The organism is Noviherbaspirillum aerium (assembly GCF_008929045.1).
GTDB lineage: Bacteria > Pseudomonadota > Gammaproteobacteria > Burkholderiales > Burkholderiaceae_D > Noviherbaspirillum > Noviherbaspirillum aerium.
Window position 1 is genome coordinate 61399 of record NZ_VFAH01000011.1, and the last position, 17656, is coordinate 79054.

16 protein-coding genes are annotated in these 17656 nt (G+C 61.5%); 12 read left to right on the forward strand and 4 right to left on the reverse strand.

Annotated features, from left to right (window positions below; translation table 11 throughout):
- Nucleotides 1-97 precede the first annotated feature (97 nt).
- The 9 genes from FH061_RS16610 to FH061_RS30525 all read left to right on the forward strand — a co-directional run bounded on the left by FH061_RS16610 (nt 98) and on the right by FH061_RS30525 (nt 9955).
- Nucleotides 98-964, forward strand: a complete 867-nt coding sequence (locus FH061_RS16610) for a branched-chain amino acid ABC transporter permease (RefSeq protein ID WP_151637075.1) — start codon at nt 98-100, stop codon at nt 962-964.
- Nucleotides 961-1995 carry a branched-chain amino acid ABC transporter permease gene (locus FH061_RS16615; RefSeq protein ID WP_151636956.1) on the forward strand — a complete coding sequence of 345 codons (1035 nt, stop codon included), beginning with the start codon at nt 961-963 and terminating at the stop codon, nt 1993-1995. The genes FH061_RS16610 and FH061_RS16615 overlap by 4 nt, the downstream gene beginning before the upstream one ends.
- The gene (locus tag FH061_RS16620) at nt 1992-2744 is read left to right on the forward strand and encodes an ABC transporter ATP-binding protein (protein ID WP_151636957.1); all 753 of its coding nucleotides are present in this window, start codon (nt 1992-1994) and stop codon (nt 2742-2744) included. Before FH061_RS16615 ends, FH061_RS16620 begins: the two co-directional genes overlap by 4 nt.
- On the forward strand, nt 2737-3438 hold the full coding sequence (locus FH061_RS16625; protein WP_151636958.1) for an ABC transporter ATP-binding protein: 702 nt from the start codon (nt 2737-2739) through the stop codon (nt 3436-3438). The genes FH061_RS16620 and FH061_RS16625 overlap by 8 nt, the downstream gene beginning before the upstream one ends.
- Nucleotides 3439-3514: 76 nt before the next feature.
- A complete protein-coding gene (locus FH061_RS16630) occupies nt 3515-4732 on the forward strand; it encodes a CynX/NimT family MFS transporter (RefSeq protein ID WP_151636959.1) in 1218 nt (405 codons plus the stop codon).
- Nucleotides 4733-4796: 64 nt separating this feature from the next.
- Nucleotides 4797-5474 (forward strand): helix-turn-helix domain-containing protein, encoded by a 678-nt coding sequence (locus FH061_RS31775; protein WP_151636960.1) that lies wholly within the window; start codon nt 4797-4799, stop codon nt 5472-5474.
- A 267-nt stretch (nt 5475-5741) separates the two neighbouring features.
- The gene (locus tag FH061_RS16640; protein ID WP_151636961.1) at nt 5742-8708 is read left to right on the forward strand and encodes a type VI secretion system Vgr family protein; all 2967 of its coding nucleotides are present in this window, start codon (nt 5742-5744) and stop codon (nt 8706-8708) included.
- Nucleotides 8680-9210, forward strand: a complete 531-nt coding sequence (locus tag FH061_RS16645) for a hypothetical protein (RefSeq protein WP_151636962.1) — start codon at nt 8680-8682, stop codon at nt 9208-9210. The genes FH061_RS16640 and FH061_RS16645 overlap by 29 nt, the downstream gene beginning before the upstream one ends.
- Nucleotides 9211-9811: 601 nt before the next feature.
- On the forward strand, nt 9812-9955 hold the full coding sequence (locus FH061_RS30525) for a hypothetical protein (protein ID WP_192805107.1): 144 nt from the start codon (nt 9812-9814) through the stop codon (nt 9953-9955).
- Between the two features lie 82 nt (nt 9956-10037).
- Here FH061_RS30525 and FH061_RS16650 read toward each other — a convergent pair whose 3' ends face one another.
- Nucleotides 10038-11213 (reverse strand): ABC transporter substrate-binding protein, encoded by a 1176-nt coding sequence (locus FH061_RS16650; RefSeq protein WP_151636963.1) that lies wholly within the window; start codon nt 11211-11213, stop codon nt 10038-10040.
- Between the two features lie 158 nt (nt 11214-11371).
- Nucleotides 11372-12553: a 4-hydroxybenzoate 3-monooxygenase gene (pobA, locus tag FH061_RS16655; protein WP_151636964.1), complete on the reverse strand. Its 1182-nt coding sequence runs from the start codon at nt 12551-12553 to the stop codon at nt 11372-11374.
- A 159-nt stretch (nt 12554-12712) separates the two neighbouring features.
- Here pobA and FH061_RS16660 point away from each other — a divergent pair, with 159 nt between their 5' ends.
- Nucleotides 12713-13645, forward strand: a complete 933-nt coding sequence (locus FH061_RS16660) for a helix-turn-helix domain-containing protein (protein WP_151636965.1) — start codon at nt 12713-12715, stop codon at nt 13643-13645.
- Between the two features lie 75 nt (nt 13646-13720).
- The gene (gene folE, locus FH061_RS16665; protein ID WP_151636966.1) at nt 13721-14290 is read left to right on the forward strand and encodes a GTP cyclohydrolase I FolE; all 570 of its coding nucleotides are present in this window, start codon (nt 13721-13723) and stop codon (nt 14288-14290) included.
- Nucleotides 14291-14414: 124 nt separating this feature from the next.
- Here folE and FH061_RS16670 read toward each other — a convergent pair whose 3' ends face one another.
- Nucleotides 14415-15698, reverse strand: coding sequence for an NAD(P)/FAD-dependent oxidoreductase (locus tag FH061_RS16670; RefSeq protein WP_151636967.1), 1284 nt, complete (start codon nt 15696-15698; stop codon nt 14415-14417).
- Nucleotides 15699-15769: 71 nt separating this feature from the next.
- The gene (locus tag FH061_RS16675) at nt 15770-16549 is read right to left on the reverse strand and encodes an HAD family hydrolase (RefSeq protein WP_151636968.1); all 780 of its coding nucleotides are present in this window, start codon (nt 16547-16549) and stop codon (nt 15770-15772) included.
- Nucleotides 16550-16688: 139 nt separating this feature from the next.
- Between FH061_RS16675 and FH061_RS16680 the strand changes: the two genes are divergently transcribed.
- The gene (locus FH061_RS16680) at nt 16689-17651 is read left to right on the forward strand and encodes a LysR family transcriptional regulator (protein WP_151636969.1); all 963 of its coding nucleotides are present in this window, start codon (nt 16689-16691) and stop codon (nt 17649-17651) included.
- Nucleotides 17652-17656 lie beyond the last annotated feature (5 nt).

Consider the following 17656-nt stretch of genomic DNA (forward strand, 5'->3'; position numbering starts at 1 on the left):
CCTTCAAGGGAAGGGAGAACAAGCCTGTACAGCTTACATTTCAAATAAACAAAACGGAGACAAGCATGCAGCACACCGGACATCCAGGGTGGCAGCCATGATAGGCAATTTCATCGGCGTGCTCTTCGATGGCATTGCCTACGGCAGCCTCCTGTTCCTCATCAGCGTCGGCCTGTCGGTCACGATGGGCCTGATGAACTTCGTCAATCTTGCTCACGGCGCCTTCGCCATGCTCGGCGGCTATGTCAGCGTCACGCTGATGATGCGCATGGGCTTTCCCTTCCTGCTGTCGCTGCCGGTGGCCTTCCTCGCCAGCGCCGCCGTCGGCTTCGTGCTCGAACGCACCCTCTATCGCCGGCTCTACAAGGCCAGCCATCTCGACCAGGTGCTGTTTTCCATCGGCCTGACCTTCATGGCGGTCGCCGGAGCGACCTATGTGTTCGGACCGCAGCAGCAGCCGGTGGCATTGCCGGACTGGCTGCGCGGACAGGTGTCGGTGCTCGGTCTCGACCTCGGCGCCTACCGGCTGTTCATGATCGCGGTGGTCATCGCCATCACGCTGGCGCTGGGCTACCTGATCGAGCGCACCCGCTTCGGCGCGCAGATCCGCGCCTCGGTCGACAACCAGGTCGCTTCCGCCGGCCTGGGCATCAACGTCAACCGGGTGTTCAGCCTGACGTTCGCGCTCGGTTCCGGCCTGGCAGGACTGGGCGGCGGACTCGGCATCGATGTGCTCGGGCTCGATCCGACTTTCCCGATCAAGTACATGGTGTACTTCCTGCTGGTGGTCGCCGTCGGCGGCGCCGGCACCATCAAGGGGCCGCTGCTGGCCGCGCTAATCCTGGGCGTGTTCGATGTGGCCGGAAAATACTATGTGCCGGCGGTCGGCGCCTTCGTGATCTATGCATTGATGGTGATCCTGCTGCTCCTGTTTCCCACCGGCCTGCTCGGGAGGCGTTCATGAAATCCGCAAGCGTGTCCACGCCGGCGCAAGGTGCGCCGGCCGCACCCGTGCATCCACTCCGGCATTCCCTGCCCAATGACCGCTGGAAGCCGCTGGAAATCGTGTTCTGGCTGCTGCCGATCGCCGCTTACTTCCTCTTCCCCGACTACCTGGTGCTGGCCAGCCAGATCATGATCGTCGGCCTGTTCGCGGTATCGCTCGACCTGATTCTCGGCTATGCCGGCATCGTCTCTCTAGGACATGCCGCCTTCTTCGGACTTGGCGCCTATATCGCCGGGCTGCTGTCGGTGCACGGCTGGAGCGAGCCGATCAGCGGCCTGCTGATCGCCGCGGCGGTGGCGGGACTGCTCGGCTATCTCGTCAGTTTCCTGGTGGTGCGCGGCCAGGATCTGACGCGCCTGATGGTGACTCTCGGCGTGGGCCTGATGCTGTTCGAAGCGGCCAACAAGGCAGCCTTCATCACCGGCGGCGTCGACGGCCTGTCCGGCGTATCGATGAACAAGCTGCTCGGCGTGTTCGAGTTCGACCTGTACGGCAAGACCGCGTTCTGGTACAGCTTCGCGGTGCTGTTCATCGTCTTCGCCATCCTGCGCCGCCTGGTCAATTCGCCCTTCGGCCTGTCGCTGAAAGGCATTCGGGAAGGCGCGCGCCGCATGCCGGCCATCGGCGCCGATGTGAACAAGCGGCTCACCGTCGCCTTCACCATCGGCGCGGTGGTCGCAGGCATCGCGGGTGCGCTGCTGGCGCAGACCACGCAGTTCGTCGGCCTGGACTCGCTGAGCTTCGCCCGCTCGGCGGAACTGATGATCATGCTGGTGCTGGGCGGCACCGGCCGCCTTTACGGCGCACTGGTCGGCGCGCTGGTGTTCATGCTGGCGCAGGACTATATCGCCGGACTCAATCCTGCCTACTGGCAGTTCTGGATCGGCCTGCTGCTGATCGTCATCGTGCTGTTCGCGCGCGGCGGCATCCTTGGCGGGGGCGAACGGCTGCTCGGCATGATCAGGCGCGGCAAGGGAGATGCGAAATGAATACCACCCTGCGTACCGAGGGCCTGTCCAAGCAATGGGGCGCCTTCAAGGCCAACAGCGATATCAGCCTGAGCTTCGCGCCGGGCGCGCGCCATGCGCTGATCGGGCCGAACGGCGCCGGCAAGACCACCTTCATCAACCTGCTCACCGGCAGCCTCGCGCCGACCTCCGGCCGCGTGTTCTTCGGCGATGACGATATCACCTCCTTGCCGCAGCATCAGCGCGTCAAGCGCGGCATGACCCGAACCTTCCAGATCAACACGCTGTTCGCCGGCCTGACGGTGCTGGAATCGGTGATGCTGGCGATCTGCGAGCGCGAAGGCAAGCATTTCGTCTGGACCAGGACAGTCGCGCAGCAGCATGCCGAGATCGAAGAGGCGATGGCGCTGCTGGCCATGCTCAAGCTCGAGCGCGATGCCTCGACCGTGACGCGCAGCCTGCCCTACGGCAAGCAGCGGCTGGTGGAGATCGCGCTGGCGCTGGCGACGAAGCCGACGGTGCTGCTGCTCGACGAGCCGGCCGCCGGCATCCCGCAGGCGGAAAGCAAGGAATTGTTCGACGTGATCGCCAGGCTGCCGCGCGAGGTGACCATCCTGTTCATCGAACATGACATGGGACTGGTGTTCCGTTTCGCCGAGCGCATCACCGTGCTGGTCGGCGGCAAGGTGCTTACCGAAGGCACGCCGGAAGAGATTGCGGCCGATCCGCGCGTCAAGGAAGTGTATCTGGGGGAGGCGGAACATGCGTGAACTGCTCGCGATCGAGAACGTGACCGCAGGCTACGGCGAATCGGTGGTGCTCGAAGGCATTTCGCTGTCCATGCGGGAAGGCGACAGCCTGGCGCTGCTGGGCCGCAACGGCGTCGGCAAGACCAGCCTGCTGGTGACGCTGATGGGCCTTACCCGCCTGCATGGCGGCAGCATCCGCTGGCAGGGGAAGGAAATCATGCGCATGTCCACCCATGAGCGGGCGCATGCCGGCCTGGGCTGGGTGCCGCAGGAGCGCTACATGTTTCCCTCGCTGACGGTGGAAGAGCACCTGACGGTGGTGGCGCGTCCGGGCGAATGGGATGTGAAGAAGGTGTACGAGATCTTTCCGCGCCTGCAGGAGCGCCGCGGCAACATGGGCAACCAGTTGTCGGGCGGCGAACAGCAGATGCTGGCCATCGCCCGCGCACTGATGGTCAATCCGAAGCTGCTGCTGCTGGACGAACCGATGGAGGGCCTGGCGCCGATCATCGTGCAGGAACTGACGCGGGTGATCCGCAGCCTGGTGGTGGAGCGCGGCATGTCGGTGATCGTGGTGGAGCAGCATGCGCGGCTGGCGCTGTCGCTGACGAAGAAAGCCATCGTGCTCGACCGCGGGCGCGTGGTGCATGAATCCGACAGCAACTGCCTGATGCAGGATCCGGAGACGCTCAATCGTCTGGTCGCGGTGGCATAGCGCAACCAGCGAAGAAGGCGGGGCCGGCTTGCGCCTGCCGTCTGCAAGCAAACAGGATGTGGTGGACAATACGCGCATGACGATTTCCCATGAATCCGCTTCCGGCCGCGACAGGGCGGCATCCCTGCCGCTGCTTGCATTGACCATCTTCCTGGTCGCCATCAATCTCCGTCCCGCGCTCTCCGGCGTCGCGCCGCTGCTGGCGGCGATCCGCGCCTCGACCGGATTGTCGGCCGCCGGCGCCGGCGGCCTGACGACCCTGCCGGTGCTGTGCTTCGGCATCATCGCGCCGCTCGGTCCGCTGCTGGCGCGCCGCTACTCGGCGGAACGCACCATCCTGTTTGCCTTGCTGCTGCTGGCCGCGGGCATCGTGCTGCGCGCATTCTTCGGCCTGCCGGGGTTGTTTGCCGGCACCTTCATCGCCGGCGCCAGCATCGGCGTGGCGATGGTGCTCCTGCCCAGCATCATCAAGCGCGATTTTGCCCACAACATCAGCTTCATTACCGGCCTCTATACGATGGCGCTGTGCCTCGGCGCGGCGATGGCGGCGGGTGCCGCCGTTCCCCTGCAGCAGTTCGCCGGCGGCGACTGGCGCATATCGCTCGCCTTCTGGTCCGTGCCTGCCCTGCTGGGAGCGTTCGCCTGGCGCGCCCAGGGCATGCACGGCGCGTCCGGCCCGCAGCAGAACCGTTACCGCGTCAGCGGCCTGCGCAAGAGCAGGGTGGCCTGGTATGTCGCCACTTTCATGGGACTGCAGTCGGTGCTCGCCTATTGCGTATTCGGCTGGCTGCCCACCATCCTGATCGATCGCGGCTTCACTCCGCTGAGTGCCGGCGCGGTGCTGTCCACGTCGATTGCGGCGCAGCTCGTCACGGCGCTGGCAGGACCCTGGCTTGCCACCCGCGGCCGCGATCAGCGCCTGATCGTCGTGATCATGATGGTCATGTCGCTGATCGGCTTGATGGCCTGCATGTATGCGCCGCCCGGCCAGGTCTGGCTGTGGGCGGTGATGCTCGGGCTGGGGCAGGGCGGCAGCTTCAGCGTCGCCACCATGCTGGTGGTGCTGCGATCGCCCAATGCGCATGTCGTGGCGGCGCTGTCGGGCATGTCGCAGCTGGTCGGATACCTGCTGGCGGCCACCGGTCCGTTCATCGCCGGCTTGCTCAGGGATGCAACCGACGGATGGAACGTCGCCGCCGGCTTCTTCGTGATCGTCGGCATCGCCGCCACCTTTGCAGGCATCGGCGCCGGACAGAAGCTGTATGTGAACGCGACGGTGCAGGAAGCGGCATGAAAAGCTCGCGGCTGATCCGCAGGCGGAATGCTAGAATCCGCACCATGCCAAGCCGCCTGCCGCCATGCCCCTATCCAGCCTGATCCCGCTCGATCGTCAGAGCCATCTGCACATCTCGCATGATCCCGAGCGGGGCTGGCTGTACAGCGACTGGATGGGCTATCAGACAGTCGGCTCGGTGCAGGAAGGATGCCACCGCATTCTCGAACTGATGGTCAGGCATCAGGCCTTCAAAGTCCTCAATGACAATACCCGCGTGGTCGGCATCTGGTCAGGCGCGGCCTCCTGGGTGGCGACCGACTGGTTCCCGCGCATGCGCGCCGCCGGCATGCTGCGCTTCGCCTGGATCTACAGCGCAAGCCGGTTTTCCCAGATCTCCACCGATACCACCTTGTCCCTGCTCGACCCGGGCGCCAGCGTCAAGGTGTTTTACGAAACGAGCGAAGCTTTCGAATGGCTTGACGAATCGGATCAGCGCGAAGCCCTGATGGCGGCCTGGGTCGAACAGAACCGGCGCGACGGTACGCCGGCGCAAGTGATTTCTCTGGTGCTGAGCCATCACTGGACGCCGGTGCGGGCATGGCGCGAGCACCTCGGGATTTCGCAGGCGCAGATGGCTGCCCGCCTCGGCATATCCCAGCTCGAATACGCCGCGCGCGAGACGGTGCTGCATCTCAATGCCGTGCATCGCGAGCAGATTGCCACCGTGCTAGGGGTACGCGGCGACCTGCTGCAGATATAGAGCGGTTTTGTCCCGACCTGCCTCGGCCTCGGCTTGTTTTCCTCGCGGGCGCCGCTGCTGGCATCAATACCCGTACGGGCCGCTTTCCTGGCCGACCTGAACAGTACTAATCGATACCTGATTACAACAACACCTTAAGATGAGTTGCAGTCATTGCAATTCAGCGTGTTACCATCCCGACAACTTTTGTGTTGCATTTCATTCAACTTCCTTGCGCTTTCCCACTCTGGATGCCGTCGCAGGAACGCAATACCGTCGGAGAAATACATGTCCTTCAAGCCTTTCGATGACCCCGAACAGGACCCGCTCAAGGGTCTTGTTCCTTCATCGCCATCATCAGCATCGCCCCTGTCTTCGCTGACCTCACTCGCCGCAAACGCCGCCGCCCTGACCGGCACAGTGCCCAAGGAACTGCATCTCGCCTCTTCAGCGCTGCATGCCATCGACGCCCTGCAAGCCGATACCCCCGGCAGCGCCCTGCAGCACGGCCTGCAAGCCGCCTCCCGCCTCAACCCCAACATCGCCAGGGCCGCCCAGGCCGCCAGCCTCGCGCAGCAAGCCGCCGAAGCGCTCCACATCGCCGGCCACCCGCTGCATGGCATGGCCATCCGCGACTTCGCCAGCCCCATCGCCCCTTTCTTCCCCACCTTCGCTTCCACCGAGCAAGCCGACACCGCTGACGACACCCAAGATACCCTGGCCGCCCTCGCCGCAGCCGCCATCCCCCAGTTCAACGACAGCAACCGCCTGCTGCGCTTCTATTCCCCGCTGTCCTCCGACAAGACCCTGCTCATCGACACCCTCCACGCCCAGGCCGGCCTCTCCGAAGGCTTCCACCTGCACCTGCAGCTGCTCTCCACCCATGCCGGCATCGAACTCAAGGAACTCATGGGCAGGAACGTCACCGTCGGCATCGAGCAGGACGACGGCAGCGAGCACTACCTCAACGGCTACATCCATCACTTCGCCTTCACCCATGCCGACGGCGGCTTCGCCTTCTATCAGGCCGAAGTGCTGCCCTGGATGTCGTTTCTCACCCACCGCGTCAACTGCCGCATCTTCCAGGACCAGACCGTGCAGCAAGTCATCGACCGCATCCTGCGCGAAGACTACCAGGGCATCGCCGACTACCAGTTCCGCCTCGGCGGCAAGTACGAGCCCGAGAACTACCTGGTCCAGTACCATGAATCCGACGCCCATTTCCTCCACCGCCTGATGGAGCGCTACGGCCTGTTCACCTACTATGAGCACCGCGCCGACGGCCATACCCTGGTCATCAGCGACGACTCCTGCAACGCCGCCTTCTGCCCGCCGCACCAGCATCATGCGAAGGTCGAGTTCAACGGCGGCCACCGCACCCACCGGACCGGCGGCATCACCCAGCTCAGCGCCCAGCGCAGCCTGCAATCCTCGCGCGTGGCGCTCAACACCTTCGACTTCAAGGCGCCGTCGGCGCCGCAATATGTCGAGCAGCCCACGCTGGCCAGGCAGGGCGACGTGCCGCAACTGGAAGTGTTCGACGGCAACCCCGCCTTCATGTACCGCAACGTCGGCGAAGGCGCGCGCGAAGCGAAGCAGCGCATGGAAGTGCTGGAATGGCAGGCCAAGCTGTTCGGCGGCGCCTCGGACTGCCGCAGCCTGAGTCCGGGCCGGACCTTCCAGCTCACCGAGCACCACTGGTTCGACGGCCACGATGACAGCGACGCCGACTTCCTGGTGGTATCGGTGAGCATCGACGCCCGGAACAACCATGCCGACCGCGGCAATGCGCCGGTGTATGCCAACAGCTTCAGCTGCATCCGCCGCAAGATTCCGTACCGCCCCAGGCGCCAGCACAAGAAGCCGCGCATGCCGGGCCCGCAGACGGCCACGGTAGTCGGCCCCAAGGGGCAGGAAATCCACACCGACCCGCACGGGCGCATCAAGGTGCAGTTTCCGTGGGACCGGTACGGCCGGCACGATGAACGCAGCTCGTGCTGGATCCGGGTGTCGCAGCCCTGGGCCGGCGCAGGCTGGGGGACGGTGGCGATCCCGCGCATCGGCCAGGAAGTCGTCATCGACTATCTCGAAGGCGACCCTGACCGGCCGCTGTGCACCGGCAGGCTGTACAACAGCGCGCAGCCGCTGCCATACGCATTGCCGGGCGCGGCGCACGTGATGGGCTTCAAGAGCCGTTCGACGCCTGGCGGAGGCGGCTTCTGCGAGATGGTGATCCATGACAGGAAGGGCCGGGAGCTGATCAACATCCATTCGCAGAAGGACATGGTGACCACGGTGCAGCATACGCAAGCCACGGTGGTGAACGGTCCGCACCAGACGAATACGGTGACGAACGGCTTCCAGGTGACGAAGGTGAAGAAGCGGGTGGAGCTGGAGTCGCAGACGGAGTGTATTCATCTGAAGGCGGCGACGAAGATTGTGCTGGAGGTGGGGGCGAGCCGGATCGAGATGGAGGCGAACGGGAAGATCACGATACAGGGGCTGCATGTGGATGTGATCGGGTCGCAGCGGATTGATTTGAATACGAATAATAAAGCAGCCATAGACTCATCCCTGTCAGCTATTGAACACAAAATTTATGTCGAGAATGATGTTGCGTCTGCGCCCGAATCAAATGTTAAGAACAAGCCAGTGGTTACACAACAACCCGGATTGAATCCCAAGCAGCCATATGTAAAAACCAATCTGGGTGAAGAGGTCGACAAACTCGCAAGCAAGTCGCCGAAACTGCAAAACGATTTGAATAAATTGAAGGCGGATGGATGGGAAATTCAATATGGTTCTAATGGTGCCGGCTCATACGCTGATCGACATTCAGTTCCGCCAAAAATTGTGATTGACGGCAGCCTGAAAGGAAAAACGCTAAGTGCAACGCAGACGCTTGCGCATGAAGCGGGACATGCCCTTTATCCGTATAAGGCGGATATATCATCGAAAGCTGGATACGTGAATTCAGCATTGGCCGATGAAGGTGCGGCAACGCTCAACAATATCAAGGTGCAAAGGGAAATTATCAAAAATGGAGGGCCGGACATTGGCATTGCCGGACACCCGGCCAACCATGGAATTTATAACAAGGCCTATGACAATTACCAAAAAAGTGGTGACTCTGACTCTGCAAGAAATGCGATAGGAAAGCAGTTTGGCAAGGGTGAACATACATCTACCACTGGGCAACCTTATGCAGATTATTATGGGGAATGGTATGACAAAACTTATCCGAAGAAAAAATAGGAACCTGCAGTGGTTGGCTATAGCCATCATGATGATGTTCGCAAATGCATGTTCAAATGGAAAAATACCTACTATGTCGCAGAAAACTCTATGGGAAATGATCTCCGTACTGGAGGCGCAAATGCCACTGTCCAAGGCAGGCATTGAGAAGTCGTTGGGAACTGAACTTCTTGAAATCAAGAGAAATGAAAACTTTATCCAATTGTCGGGGGCTGGTCCGACTTTGAAGGATGGCGTCGTTATTTCAAAGCTCCATCTGATGCTTGAAGCGTCGATGAAGTTTGGTGATAAAGGTGCGTTTGCAATGGAAATGGAAGGCACGTGTCTGTCGCTGAAGGATGTACAGCAGCGCTTCACCAGTCTGGAGCTTACACAGCACCCACGTGGACACTCGCTCCAGGAAACGACGGTGTGGTCCACTAAACGGCCTTGGGGAAACCTTTCCTTTGCCTTTAAAGAAGAGCGGCCAGACTGTTTGTTCCGCGTCTCCTTTCGCAAGTAGCGTGCCTAGAAGCGTTATCTTTCCTGCAGGGCTGGAAAAGTTTTCTTAAGTTTTTAACGCAAACGGCTCTCTGCTTTCACTTTCAGTCAAGCGCTCAAGGTTATTGAGCACGCCATCATATGGATGGCTGTTCATAGAGCTGGAAAGCGAAAGCCATAGATTATTTCGGAGAGATCGAATCTATAACATGCATGACCAATATCGAGGCATTGGCATGCGATACGACAAGACCGCCTGCAATTGTCCCGGCGCCCTGCATCTCGCCGCCTTACTGTAGGAAGATGGCGCGTTATACCCGCATCGACTGAAATTCATTAATGAGACCGGCTGCAATATTGCCTCGCCGTCGTGGCCGTGCAAAGTCTAGAGGGGATAGGAAAGGAAAATGATGGTGTTGAGTGAGACTCGCAGTGATGGGGCGGTTCATGGAGGCCGCTATCGCAACTCACGCAGCAAGAGTCTTTTAAATTTTTAAACATGCATACAAAACCATGGGAAACATTCCCTCGCCGCTCCTCTATTTTTCTATAACGAGCGCAGCTGCTGAGGAAATTTTTGCGATGCAGCCAAGAGAATGCAGAGATGCAGATGGAACTTCAACATGGTCGACATTCAGGAGCGCCAGCGACGTGAGACGGGCGCTACGGATCCAAAGATCCATAGCGGAATTTTCCCGATCCGCATGTTGAAGCAATTGCTGGCGACAAGCCAAAAGCAAAGGGCCGACCAATCGGCCAGCCCTTGATATTCATCTTCATGCATCTTCTGCAGGACGGCGGCAATATGCCGGGAGGCTCCCACCGCCGTCGATCTGTCAGAGCGACATCTTATTTCCCCGTATCCTTCATATCCGCATACTTGTCGAACTCCACGTTGTAGACTTCGCCGTTCACCTTCTCCACCTTGCGGATGTACACCGTCTGCACCACGTCGCGGGTTTCAGGGTCGATGGTGATCGGGCCGCGCGGGCTGTTGATCTTCATGCCCTTCAGCGCCGCCATGGCCTTGTCGCCGTCGATCTTGCCGTTGAGCTTCTTCGACACTTCATAGATGGCATGGATGCCGTCGTAAGCCGCTACCGCCATGAAGTTCGGACGGCCGCCGCCCGGATTGGCATCGGCGAAATTCTTGCGGAAAGTCTTGTTCTCGGGCGAATCATGCGCCGCGGAGTAATGGAAGCTGGTGATCACGCCCAGCACCGCGTCGCCCATCGCCGGCAGCACATGGTCGTCGGTCAGGTCGCCGGTGGCGATGACCTTGATGCCGGCTTCCGCCAGTCCGCGTTCGCGATAGCCTTTCATGAACGCAATGCCTTGTTCGCCGGCCGGCACGAAGATGAACACCGCCTCAGGCTTGGCATCCTTGATGCGCTGGATATAGGGCGCGAACTCCGGATTGCGCAGCGGCACGCGGATTGATTCGACGACCTGTCCGCCGCCGCCGATGAAGTTGGTCTTGAAGGCGGTTTCCGCATCGATGCCGGGGCCGTAATCGGCGACCAGCGTGACCACGCGCTTGACATTGTTCTTGACGGCCCAGGTCGCCATCGGTCCGGAGACCTGCGGCAGCGTCATCGAGACGCGGGCGATATAGTTGGACTTGGTCGTGATGATCGAGGTCGCCGCATTCATGATGATCATCGGCTTCTTGGCCTGTTCGGCGATCGGGGCGACGGCGAGCGCTTCAGGCGTCAGGCCGAAGCCGGCCAGGAAGTCCACCTTGTCGCGCACCACGAGTTCCTGTGCCAGGCGTTTCGCCACTTCGGGTACCGGGCCGGTGGTGTCCTTGATGATGATTTCCACCTTCTTGCCCGCGACCTTGTCGCCATGCTGCTTCATGTACGCCTTGATGCCGCTTTCCATCTGCTTGCCGTAATCGGCGAAGGGTCCGGAGAAGGGCGCCACCAGGCCGACCTTGATGGTTTCCTGCGCATAAGCGGCGGCGCTGGTCAGTCCCAGTGTGCCGATGGCGGCAATTGATGCCAGTATCTTGCTGATCTTCATGCTTGTCTCCTGTCTATGGCCTAAGGCTATTGGTTCTTGCAATTAGGGCTCGCGTGCGGCAGCGCCTGACATTGCTGGTCTGATCATAACTGAATCACTGTTCGCTTAGCAGCTTCTTGTTCGCTGAACGCACGGTTTTGGCTGGCATGCGGGCAATCTCATTCCACCTTCTCATAAGGCAGGCCGACGTAGTTTTCGGCGATGGTCGTACGTCCCGCGAGCGAGCCGGTGTAGTACTCCAGCTCCGCCAGCTGGATGCGCTGGCCAAAAGGATCATCGCCCAGCTTGTGCAGCACCGAAGTCATCCACCAGGAGAAGCGCTCGGCTTTCCAGATGCGGCGCAGGCAGAGTCCGGAATACTTGTCGAGCAGGTCGGTGCGGTTTTCCTGATAGGTCCTGCGCAGCACGTGATACAGGGTATAGACGTCGCTGGCGGCCAGGTTCAGGCCTTTGGCGCCGGTCGGCGGCACGATGTGCGCCGCGTCGCCGACCAGGAACATGCGGCCGAACTTCATCGGCTCCGCCACGAAACTGCGCAGCGGCGCGATGCTTTTCTCGATAGAAGGGCCCGTCACCATCGTGTCTGCCACGTCCTGGGGGAGGCGCGCCTTGAGTTCATTCCAGAAACGATCGTCCGACCAGTCTTCGACCTTGTCGTCCAGCGGGCACTGCACATAGTAGCGGCTGAGGACATCCGAGCGCATGCTGCACAGCGCAAAGCCGCGCTCATGGTTGGCATAAATGAGTTCATGCGACACCGGCGGCGTGCGCGACAGGATGCCGAGCCAGCCGAAGGGATACACCCGCTCGAAGATCTTGAGCCTGTCCTTCGGCGCGGACTTGCGCGACACGCCGTGGAAACCGTCGCAACCGGCGATGTAGTCGCATTCCAGCTCGATCCTTTCGCCATCCTTGTGGAAGCTGACACGCGGCTTGTCGGTCTCGAAGTCATGCAGCTGTACGTCCTGCGCTTCATAGATGCTGACCCCGCCGGCCGCCTTCCTCGCTTCCATCAGGTCGCGCGTGACTTCCGTCTGGCCGTAGACCATCACCGTCTTGCCGCCGCTCAGTTCCTTCAGGTTGATACGCTCGCGCCGGCCGGAGAACGACAGGCTGAATCCCTCGTGGACATGGCCTTCACGGTCCATGCGTTCGCCGGCGCCGGCTTCCCGGATCAGTTCGACGGTGCCCTGTTCCAGCACGCCGGCGCGGATGCGGCCGAGCACGTATTCGGGTGACTTCGCTTCGAGAATGACGGTATCGATGCCCTGGCGCTGCAGCAGCTGTCCCAGCAGCAGTCCCGACGGGCCGGCGCCGATGATGGCGACTTGGGTCTTCATGGCAGTCTCCGGAAGTATTGTTGTCTATCGTTGTATCTTCGTTCCGGAAGCGCTGCGTGGGAATGGACTTTTTCGGAAATAAATTGTACTTTTCGCATATTTGCGGCCATTCGGCGGAGAACTTGCGGATGCCGTGATCACGGTCTGAAAGGAAACCGGATGAGCACCGTCGCCGCTGTCCCCATGTATAAGCTGTACGGCGAGCATGACAATTGGCCGACGCCGGAAATGGCGCACTGCGAGTCGATCGCGGCGCGCAGCCGTTTGCACAATTGGCATATCAAGCCGCATCAGCATACCGGTCTGTTCCAGATCCTGTACCTTGAGCGCGGCAGCGCCCGCATCCAGCTGGATGACCGCCAGCGGATGATGCATGGCGACCATGTGCTGATGGTGCCGCAGATCTGCATTCACGGCTTCGAATTCGCCCAGGACACGGTGGGCCATGTGGTCACGCTGGCTTATCCATTGCTCAACAAGCTCACCCGCCAGATGCGCGACGGGCTGGTCGCCCTGACCAGTCCCAGCCTCCATGCGCTCGGCGACGACCAGGAAAGCGCCTGCATCAGAATGGCCTTCGGCGCGCTTGATGCGGAATACCGGGGAAGTGCGCCACACCGCGAAGCGCTGATCGAATCCCTGCTGGGCGCCATCCTGGTATGGCTGACCCGCCATGCGATGCAGATGGATGCCGGCATGCAACATGAAACCAGCCGGAGCGCCAGGCACTTCGCCCGTTTCTGCGAGCTGCTCGAAGACAACTATCTGCAGCACCGGCCGGTCGGCTACTATGCGAAACAGCTTGGCATCACCGCATCCCATCTCAACCTGCTGTGCCGCCAGACGGTCAACAGGTCCGCGCTGGAACTCATCCACGAGCGCATGCTGCTGGAGGCAAGGCGCAGCCTCGTCTATACCTCGATGACCATCAGCGAGGTGTCGTATGCGATCGGTTTTTCCGATCCGGCCTATTTCACCCGGTTCTTCAAGCGAGGCGCCGGATGCTCTCCGAAGGACTTCCGGCAGCGTGCCGTTAACGGATATTCAACGGAATCGCAGGCTGAGCCATCCTTCGGACCGCATCCGGAATGATTTTGATGAATCCCGGCAAGCACCGGCGGCCCGCCTTGGATACAATGCCTGCTTCAAGCAATAAGGAGTCCGCAAATGGATGACCATGACTTTTCCGAAAAAGACTGGCAGCGACTGTTGCGCCATATCGGCGAGGATCCCAGCCGGCAGGGCTTGCTGGAAACACCGAAGCGCGTTGACAAGGCGTGGCAGCACTGGACATCCGGATACAAGCAGGACCCGGCGGAGATCCTGAAGGTCTTCGAGGATGGCGCCGAAAAATACAATGAGCTCATCGTCGTGCGCGGCATCCCGGTGTACAGCCATTGCGAGCATCACCTGGCGCCTTTCTTCGGCACCGCCACCGTCGGCTATACCCCGAATGGAAAGATCGTGGGCCTGTCGAAACTGACCCGCCTGGTCGAATGTTTCGCCAAGCGCCTGCAGGTGCAGGAGCGCCTGACCATCCAGGTCGCGGAAGCGCTCATGACTCACGTCGAGCCGTTGTCCGTGGGCGTCGTGATCCGCTGCCGCCACATGTGCATGGAAAGCCGGGGCATCCAGACACCCGGCGAAGAAACGGTGACCTCGGCCCTGCTGGGTGAAATGCGCACCAACCTCGGCCTGCGCACCGAATTCCTGTCGCTGGCGCGCGAGAAGAGCTGAGTCGCAGGGGAGGGCGTGCAGGAATGCTGCGGCTTGCAGCAAGTGAAAAAACACCGGCATTCAACGCCGGTGTTTTTTTATGCGGCTCAGGTTTGCGTGTGCTCGCAATACCCTGCAACGCCGCTCAATGCAGCTTGACCGGAGGCGTCACCTTGTCGCGCAGCCAGTGCGCAAGGCTCTGCGCGGCCATGCGCAGGAAGCCGTGCAGGGCCATCACATGCTTCTGGTACATCAGGCCATACAGCACGCGAGCCGCGACGCCGCCAAGGAGCATTTCCCTGGTCGGATTGCTGCACAAAAGACTGCCGACGGCGGCGAAGGGACCGAGGGAAACCAGGGAGCCATAATCCCGATACCGGAACGGCGGCGGCTCGCTTCCCGCTTTCGCCGACAAGACTTCGGCCAGGTACATCGCCTGCTGGTGCGCCACCTGCGCGCGCGGCGGCACGGCTGCGCCCTTGGAAGGACAGACATAACTGGAACAGTCGCCGATGGCGAAGATATCCGGATCGTCCAGCGTTTGAAGGCCGGGCGTCACGATGATCTGCCTGATCCGGTTCAATGCCAGCCCCATCGCGGCGCATACTTCCGGACCTTCGACTCCTGCCGCCCACAGGGTCATGTCGGATGGATGGCGGGTTCCCTCGGCGTCCACCACGGCGTCGGGCTCGACACGCGCCACGGTGGTGGAGGTGCGCACCGTGATGCCTTGCGATGCAAGGTGGCGGGCAGCCCGGCGCGACAGGCGCGGATTGAGATGGGGCAGCAGCAGGTCGCCGCGTTCGACGATGCTGATGTGGACATCCCGTTCCGGATCAAGCGCATGCACGTTGTACCGGGCCAGCGCCCGCACCGCATGGATCAGCTCGGCCGCGAGCTCGACGCCGGTGGCTCCGCCGCCGACGATGACGATGTTGACCGCGGCGCCCCGGCTGCCCGCCTGCATGCAGCTGGCCAGGAAACGCTTGTGGAAATGCTCCGCATCCCAGACGCTGTCCAGCGTCAGCGAGTGCTCGGCGGCCCCGGCAATATTGAAGAAGTTGGTCACCGCGCCAAAGGCAAGGACCAGCCTGTCGTAGGAGAGCGTTCGAGCCGGCAGCATTTCGATGCCGTTGTCGCCGCGATAGGCAGCCAGCGAAATGGTCTTGCGATGGCGGTCCATGCCGAGCACTTCGCCGCAGACGAACTCGAAGCCATGTTCGGCGGCCTGCGCCGCATATTGCACTTCATGTGCCTGGGGATCGCGCTTGCCGGATGCGACTGTGTGCAGCAGCGGCTTCCAGAAGTGGGTGGGTGAACGGTCGACGAGGATGATGCGGGCGCGGCCGTGCCTGCCCAGGCTGTCGCCCAACCGCGTTGCGAGCTCAAGCCCGCCGGCGCCTCCTCCTGCAATGACAATGGTTTGCATGACTAGCCTCCAGACTGATTGAAATCTTGAATTGACAAGGGGTGTGCATCGCCCTGAATTCCCGGAACGCGTTATGCCGAAAGCCGCGTCGGCATGGCGAGCCCGGATGGCGGCATGCCTTCCGGCTGCTGCTGCTTGAGCATGCACAGCATGTCGAAGCCGAGCATTCGGGCCTTGTCCGGCTGCCCTGTGGTTTTGGCGCCGGACAGGTCCCGGCAATCCCTCAGATAAGGACGGCTGCGGCTGCCGGGGTTGACCGGCTCGGCCTGCGCGCCCTGCATCGCCGCGGCGAAAGTCCAGATCCCTGCGGCCCGCGCCGCGTTGAGCCCCGACATCGAGGTTTCAATGGCGGCGGTGTGTGCGGCCTCAACGCCGACGGTACGCATTGCAAGGTGATAAGGGCCGTTGCCGCTCGCATGCCGGAGATCAGCACCGCTCGCGACGACGGAAAACATGTCATTCACTGCATCGCCATAGGCCTGTTCCAGCAAGGCGTTGGTCGTGCGTGCCGGAAGGTCGGTGACGACCGCGAGCTTGCATCCGGCGGCAAGCGCGTCTTTGACCAAGGACATGCATTCGCCGATCGCGCTCACCGCGCCGTCGAGCACCAGGGTATGAAAGGCGTTGTGCTTTTCCTGAAGCAGCGACTTCATGGCTCGCGGAGAAACGCCGTTCGCGCCTGCGATTGCCGCGGCTGCGCTGCTTGAGGCCGCAGCAGCGCGGAAGTCGGCGATGTTCCATCGCAGGTCGGTGCCGCAAGCCTTGAAAGCGATATTGCATGCGCGCCGATGCGCGTCTTCGGTGTCAAACATCACGCCGTCAAGCGTGAGGATAAGCAATTCAATTCCCATTCTTAGTGTCCCTGATTGATGGCCGCCATCGCGGCAATGCCATGCCGTTTCCTGTTTTCTCTGCTGTTGGCTGTTAATATAAGGGCAAGCAATTGAAAAGAAAAATTAATTTTTCTGCCTATTTGATAAGGAATACCTTATGAATCCAGCGAGCTTCAAGCAGCTCGAAGCCTTGCTTCTTGTCGCACGGCACGAAAGCGTTTCGCGCGCCGCGGAGGCGCTGCACGTTACCCAGCCCGCCGTGTCGCTGCAGCTGCGCATGCTGGAGGAAGCCGCCGGAACGCCGCTGACGCGCAAGGTGGGGCGCGGCATCCAGCTGACCGCCGCCGGCGAAGTCATGGTCGATTTCGCCGATCGCATCCTGCGCTTATGGGAAGAGGCGACCGACGAAGTCGCCGCATTGAAGGGCGCAATCAGCGGCACCCTGCGCATCGGCGCCATTACGACGGCCGAGTACCTGCTGCCGCCGATGCTGGTGCAATTCACGACCGAGCGGCCGGGTGTGCGCATCAAGCTTCAGGCAGGCAATCGCAACGAGATCGTCAGCATGCTGACCAAGCATGAAATCGACCTTGCCATCATGGGGACGCCGCCGCGCGAACTCAGGACCAATGCGTCGCGCTTCGCGCGGCACCCGATGGCCTTTATCGCCAGCCCCGCTCATCCCTTGATGAAGAAAAGACGCGTGACGCTCGGCGACATCATGGACGCGAATCTACTGGTTCGCGAACGCGGCTCGGGAACGCGCACCACGGTGGAAAGGCTGTTCAAGGAATCAGGCATGCCGCTGCGGATCGGCTCGGAATTGTCAAGCAACGAGGCGATCAAGCGGATGGCGGTGGCGGGACTGGGCGTGGCCTTCCTGTCGGTGCATGCCTGCACGCTGGAGTTCGAGGCTGGCCTCGTGGGCCTGCTGCCGATGGCGGAGAACCCGGTGGAGGCGGACTGGTATGTGATGCATCTGACCGACAAGCCGATCCCGACGGTCGCCGCCGCCTTCCAGGATTTCGTGATCGAAAACGGCCAGCAGGTGGTGCACAAGCAGCTTGGCGCATTTCACCGCGATGCAGCCAGGCTGCAGCGCGCAAGAAAGCCTCGCTGAGCCTG